General features: G+C 68.8%; 6 protein-coding genes. 3 read left to right on the plus strand and 3 right to left on the minus strand.

The features are described 5' to 3' along the window. Positions 1 to 179: 179 nt before the first annotated feature. Positions 180 to 1,091 carry a LysR family transcriptional regulator gene (locus HW466_RS27855; protein WP_174905957.1) on the minus strand — a complete coding sequence of 304 codons (912 nt, stop codon included), beginning with the start codon at positions 1,089 to 1,091 and terminating at the stop codon, positions 180 to 182. 168 nt (positions 1,092 to 1,259) lie between these two features. On the opposite strand from HW466_RS27855, the gene HW466_RS27860 reads away from it, so the two are divergent. Next, complete coding sequence (locus HW466_RS27860) at positions 1,260 to 2,180, plus strand: pyridoxal-phosphate dependent enzyme (protein ID WP_151006860.1); 921 nt, start codon at positions 1,260 to 1,262, stop codon at positions 2,178 to 2,180. Positions 2,181 to 2,433: 253 nt separating this feature from the next. On the opposite strand, the gene HW466_RS27865 is transcribed toward HW466_RS27860, so the two are convergent. Continuing rightward, the gene (locus tag HW466_RS27865; RefSeq protein WP_174905956.1) at positions 2,434 to 3,585 is read right to left on the minus strand and encodes a DUF2242 domain-containing protein; all 1,152 of its coding nucleotides are present in this window, start codon (positions 3,583 to 3,585) and stop codon (positions 2,434 to 2,436) included. 129 nt (positions 3,586 to 3,714) lie between these two features. After that, positions 3,715 to 4,608: a LysR family transcriptional regulator gene (locus HW466_RS27870; protein ID WP_060348603.1), complete on the minus strand. Its 894-nt coding sequence runs from the start codon at positions 4,606 to 4,608 to the stop codon at positions 3,715 to 3,717. A 108-nt stretch (positions 4,609 to 4,716) separates the two neighbouring features. Between HW466_RS27870 and HW466_RS27875 the strand changes: the two genes are divergently transcribed. Together HW466_RS27875 and HW466_RS27880 are read left to right on the plus strand one after the other, a co-directional pair. Next, positions 4,717 to 5,472, plus strand: coding sequence for a TerC family protein (locus tag HW466_RS27875; protein WP_059506041.1), 756 nt, complete (start codon positions 4,717 to 4,719; stop codon positions 5,470 to 5,472). A gap of 59 nt (positions 5,473 to 5,531) precedes the next feature. After that, a complete protein-coding gene (locus HW466_RS27880) occupies positions 5,532 to 5,834 on the plus strand; it encodes a TFIIB-type zinc ribbon-containing protein (protein ID WP_059769808.1) in 303 nt (100 codons plus the stop codon). Positions 5,835 to 6,000 lie beyond the last annotated feature (166 nt).

The raw sequence follows: 6,000 nt of genomic DNA on the forward strand, positions 1-6,000 counted from the left end.
TTCGAAATGACGTTAAACGGCCTCTTTTGGCGCCAATTTAAAAATTCCTACACGGCGTCGTCGTCCGTCATCGATCTGAAAGATTTTTCGTGCGCCCGAGCAGATGTTTAGTGCGCGGGGACGGCGAGGCCGGCCGGATCCGCCGCCGACGCGCGGAGCACGCGTGCCGTAGCAGTCGATCATCCCGCGTGGCCGGCCGAATCGCGCACCGCCTCGAGGAACCGCTCAACGACGGGAGACGCGGGCACTGCCGCACCGTCGAATACGAACTCGATATCGAAGCGGCTCGCGAGTTCGTCGAGCGCGACGAGCCGCACCGTGCGCGGGCACGTCGGCGACGCGCTTTCCGGCACGAATGCGCAGCCCATGCCGGCTGCCACCAGACCGATCAGCGTCGGGATGTCGCTACCCACCTGCGCGATGCGCGGCGTGAAGCCGGCCCGTTCGCACTGCGCCATCAGGAAGCGGTGGTGCGCGGCGGAGCGCTGCGCGTCGAACCAGACGAACGGCTCATGCGCGACGTCGGCGAGCGTGCGCGGCGCGCGGAAGCGGCCGCCGGGCGGCGCGGGCATCGCGAGCACGAAGCGGTCGCTTAGCAGCCGCACGCCCGACAGATGCGGCGCCTCGTCGCGGCGCCACGCCATGATCCCGCCGTCGAGCTGGCCGCGCATCAGCGCTGCCGCCTGTTCGGCGGACAGCATCGGCGCGATCGACAGCTTCACGTCCGAACACGCGTCGCGAAACGCCTTCAGCACGTCCGCGACGACCGGCAGCGGCAGGCAGTTGGGCAGCGCGCCGAGGCGCAGCTCGCCAAGCTTGCCGGCGGCGCTGCGCAGCGCGCGTTCGCGGCTGTCCTTCAATGTCGCGAGCAGGCCTGTCGCATCCCGCAGGAAACTTGCGCCGGCCGCCGTCAGCGTGACGCCCGTCGCACGCCGGATCAGCAGCGGCGTGCCGATCGCCTCCTCGAGCTCACGGATCTGTCGCGACAGCGCCGGCTGGACGATGCCGGCCGCGCGCGCGCCGGCCATCACGCTGCCGGCTTGCGCGACGGCCACGAAGTAACGCAGGTGACGCAGTTCGATCTGACGCATGCGGTATCGACTCCACTGTCACTGTTGAATCGGGGATATGCCTGCGAAGCATAGCAAGTGTCATTGGATGGTATTGGAAGGCATGGCCCGCCTGCCTTACGATGATCGACGTTGCCGGGCCTGTTTACGGCCGCGTGCATTCCCTGTGTTCCGACCGTGTCCCTCACCATGCCGCTCCATATCCAGACGCCCTATGTCCGCTCGCAATTCGCTTCGCGCCGTTTCGGCAAGAACATCCGACTGAAGCTGGACGCGCTGCAGCCGTCCGGTTCGTTCAAGTTGCGCGGCATCGGCGCGGCATGCGAAGCGCGGCACGCCGCCGGCGCGCGCCGGTTCGTATCGTCGTCGGGCGGCAATGCGGGCATCGCGGTCGCGTATTGCGGTCGCGAGCTCGGCGTGCCGGTGCTCGTCGTCGTGCCGGAAACCGCATCGGCCCGCGCGCGCGAGCTGATCCGCGCGGAGGGCGCGGAGGTGGTCGTGCACGGCGCGAGCTGGGCCGAGGCGAATGCGTACGCGCTGTCGGCCGTCGGCGCGCACGACGCGTTCGTGCATCCGTTCGACGACCCGGTGCTGTGGCAAGGGCACGCGACGATGATCGACGAGATGGCCGCGGCCGGCCCGAAGCCCGACGCCATCGTGCTTGCCGTCGGCGGCGGCGGGTTGCTGTGCGGCGTGCTCGAGGGGCTCGCGCGCAACGGCTGGCAAGACGTGCCGGTCGTCGCCGTCGGGACGGAAGGCGCCGACAGCTACGCGCGCTCGGTCGCGCACGGGCGTCCGGTCGAGTTGCAGGCGATCACGAGCATCGCGACGTCGCTCGGCGCGAAGCGGCCGTGCGACGCGGCGGTCGAATGGGCGCAGCGGCATGCGATCCATCCGGTCGTCGTGTCGGATGCGCAGGCGGTGGCTGCGTCGCTGCGGTTCCTGGACGAGCACCGGATCGTCGTCGAGCCGGCGTGCGGCGCCGCGCTGGCCGCGCTCGAGCAGTCGGTGCCGGTGCTGGCGTGCGCGTCGGATATCGCGGTGATCGTGTGCGGTGGCGTGACGGCGACGGTCGAGCAACTGCAGACGCTGAGCGCGACGTTGCGGTAACGCGCCGACGCGCGTGACGCGGCGCAGCCTGACGATGAAGCGGGTGAAGAAGTAACGGCGGAGTGAGCGCACGGCACGCATGATCGCGCGCGCCTGCGGAATCGCGACGCGTGTGGTCCGTCGCGACGGGATGTGCGCGATCGCCGGTTACATCAACCGGCCTTTGGGTGTTCGACCATTACGCGGACAGCGGGGAAGGGCGAACATCGCGCGCCGCGCGACCGGCGCACGGCGCACAGAGAGCACTGCGCGATCAGTTCGCGGCTGGCGCGCTGGCACCTGCGGGTGCGGACGAGGCCACAGGATCGACGGCAGCGGGCGCGGGCGTTTTGTCTGCCGATGCCGGAGCAGAGTTCGACGAAGCGGGTGCGGAGGCCGCCGAAGCGGGGGCGGCCGATGCCGGCGTTGCTGCCGCGCGCGTGGCGGCGGCAGGCGTCGACGCGGGCGGAACCGAAGCAGACGCGGGGATCCGAGCGGAGGCAGGCGCCGCAGCGGATGTGGAAGCAGGCACGGCTGCCGAAGCGGGGGCCGGCGCCGATGTCGAAGCAGGCACCGGCGCTGAAGCGGGTGCCTGCGCCGACGTGGACGACGAAGCCGGGACTGCGGCCGAAGCCGAAGCCGGCACGCCACCCCGCATTGCCCCCGGCGCGACCACGGCCGATGCCGGAGCAGGCGCAGCAGGCACGGCCGACGTGCCCGAAGCCGGCGCGATGCCCGGCACCGACAGCGGTACCGGCGCGGCGGCCGGCGTCGGCACGACCGGCGTCGTCATCTTCATCGGCTCGCCCTGCGGCGTCGGTGCGGGTTCGGGCAGCGGCGTGACGGGTTCCTTCTCGGCCGCCTTCACGGTCGCGCGATCGCGGCGGGCCGGATCGATCTTCAGGAAATGCTCGACGAGATTGAAGAAGCGCTCGTAGAACACGCCGGCGGGAATCGTCTCGCTCGCGGTCTTCACGAGCGCGTCGTCGCTCGACCCGATCGGCAGCGACAGCGAGCCGAACACGCTGAGCCCGACGCTCGCCGACGTATTCGACTTCTTCAGCGTGTAGCGATCCTGCACCGCGTTCACGTACGCGATGCTCGACGAGCCGTCGGCGTTCGCGTCCGCGCACACGACGTGAAACTCGATCACGACGTGCATGTCGTTGCTCGGCTGGAAATTCTTGCTGCCGTCGACGGCGTCGTTGCGCGACGACGACACCACATAGCCCTGGCTCAGCAGCGCGCGCCGCGCGGCCTCGCACGCCGCGTCGGATTTCGAGTGGAACGTGTGCGCATACGGGCTGCTCGTCGCGTCGAACTGCTCTTGCTGGTAGATCGGCTTGGGCGGCGACGAGCACGCCGCCAGCACGGTCGCGGCCGCGAGTGCGCACGAAACGGAAAACAGGCGAAATCGGTTGTGCATGGCGTCTTTCAAAAGGCTCGGCGAGATGCCGCGCGGGGCCGGGGGGGCAGCGGCGGGGCCGCTGCGATGCGCGTGGCAATCTCGTATGGCCGGGGCGTCATTATAGTTTCGTTTGATGTCTGGCTCGCTTCAGGCGTCCGGCGCAGGCCGCGCGGCCGCGAGCAGCCGCGACACCAGCGGATGATGCTCGCCGCGCCGCGACCGGATCGCATGGATCTCCTCGGTCACGTCGCCCGCCCGGCCGAGCAGGCGCAGCCCGCGCAGCAGCGACGCGTCGTTCGCGCCGAGTTCGCTGAGCGGAAACACGCCGAGGCCGCGCGCCGCGAACACGGCCATCAGCGCGCTGTCCTCGAATTCCCCGGCCATGCGCGGCACGATCCGTTCCCGCTCCAGCCACCGGTCGAGCCGCGCGCGCAGCGCCGAGTGGGCGGTCGGCAGCAGCACCGGCAGCTCGGCGAGGCACTGCGGAAAGCGCTGCCGCGCGGCCGGCGTGACGAGCGCGGCAGGCCCGTACCAGTCGACCGGCGACGCGACGAGCCGTTCGCTCGTCACGCGCAGATTCGACCCCGACGGCGCGCCCTGGCCGGCCAGCACGAGGTCGAGGTGGTGCAGCGCGAGTTCCGCGAGCAGCGCGTCGTGCTCGCCTTCGTGGCACAGCAGCCGCAGCGTGGGCGTGTCGAGCACCGGCGCGAGCATCGCATGCGCGGCGAGCTTCGAGATCCCGTCCGCCAGGCCGACCGCGAGCCGCACGGTCGGCTGGCTGGCCGCCGCGCGCACTTCGTCGGGAATCAGCCGACCCATTTCGAAGATGACCTCCGCGCGCGCATACGCGGCCTGGCCCGCATCGGTCATCGCGACGCCGCGGCCCGCCGGGCGCAGCAGCTGGTGGCCGAGCGACTTTTCGAGTTCGCGGACCTGCGCGCTGATCGTCTGCACGGCCATGTCGAGCCGCTGCGCGGCGCGCGCGAAGCCGCCTTCCTTCACGACGACCCAGAAATAGTACAGGTGACGAAAATTCAGCATCGGATCGATATTTCGAAAAAACCGAACTAAAAATCAGATTCTCTCTGATTTTTACGAAGCCGTGGGTTCGCTAACATCGGGCTTTCCACATTCGAATCGGCCCTTTTCATGGACTATCTGCTGACGCTTGCCGCCGACCCCGCCGTCTGGGCCGCGCTCCTGACGCTCGTCGTGATGGAAGTCGTGCTCGGCATCGACAACCTGATCTTCATCTCGATCCTCAGCAACAAGCTGCCCGAAGCGCAGCGCGCCCGCACGCAGCGCCTGGGCATCGCGCTCGCGCTGGTGATGCGCCTCGCATTGCTCGGCAGTGTCGCGTGGATCGCGAGTCTCACCGAACCCGTGTTCACGGTGTTCGATCACCCGTTCTCGTGGCGCGACATGATCCTGCTGTCGGGCGGCCTGTTCCTCGTATGGAAGGCGACCACCGAGATCCATCATCACGTGTCGCACGACGGCGACGGCGCGGGTGCGTCCGGCGGCGCGGCCGGCCTGACGGTCTGGGCCGCGATCGGCCAGATCGTGATGCTCGACATCGTGTTTTCGATCGACAGCATCGTGACCGCGATCGGCATGACCGAACACATCCCGATCATGTTCGTCGCGGTGATCGTCGCGGTGAGCGTGATGCTGTTCGCCGCTCAGCCGCTCGCGCGTTTCATCGACCGGAATCCGACCATCGTGATGCTCGCGCTGTCGTTCCTCGTCGTGATCGGCATGACGCTGATCGCGGAAGGCTTCGGGTCGCACGTGCCGAAGGGCTATATCTACGCGGCGATGGCGTTCTCGGCGTTCGTCGAAGGCATGAACATGCTGGCGCGGCGTGCGAAGGCGAAGCGCGCGGCACGCGTCGAAGGTCGCTGACACGGCGGGCGGGCCGCGCCCGCCCTCGATTCGGAATGCTCAACGAAAGGAGAAGCGCGATGAAATGTCCGGTCTGCAAGACCCCCGACCTGCTGATGGCCGAGCGCCAGTCGATCGAGATCGACTATTGCCCGACCTGCCGCGGCGTGTGGCTCGATCGCGGCGAACTCGACAAGCTGATCGCACGAGAAACCGGCGATGCGCCGCCGCGTCGCGACGCGGCGCCCGAGCGGCACGATGCGCAGGCGCCGCGCGGGCGCGACGATGGTTGGGGGCGCGATGGCCGCTCGCACGATGACCGTTACCGGCACGATGGCCGGCGTCGCAGGAAATCGGTGTTCGACCTGTTCGATTTCGATTGAGCGTGACGGCGTGCGTGTCCCGCGCGGTACGATGGAAAAAAGGTTCATCGCAGAAAACCGTGGAGGGTTTTCAAGCGATTGCATAATCTGACACCTGATTCTAAGGATGTCGGAGGAGGCAATTGCTCGATCGAAAGGCACTTCAGGCACTGGGCTGCTGGACCGG

This window comes from Burkholderia territorii, assembly GCF_902833055.1.
GTDB classification, from domain to species: Bacteria; Pseudomonadota; Gammaproteobacteria; order Burkholderiales; family Burkholderiaceae; genus Burkholderia; species Burkholderia territorii.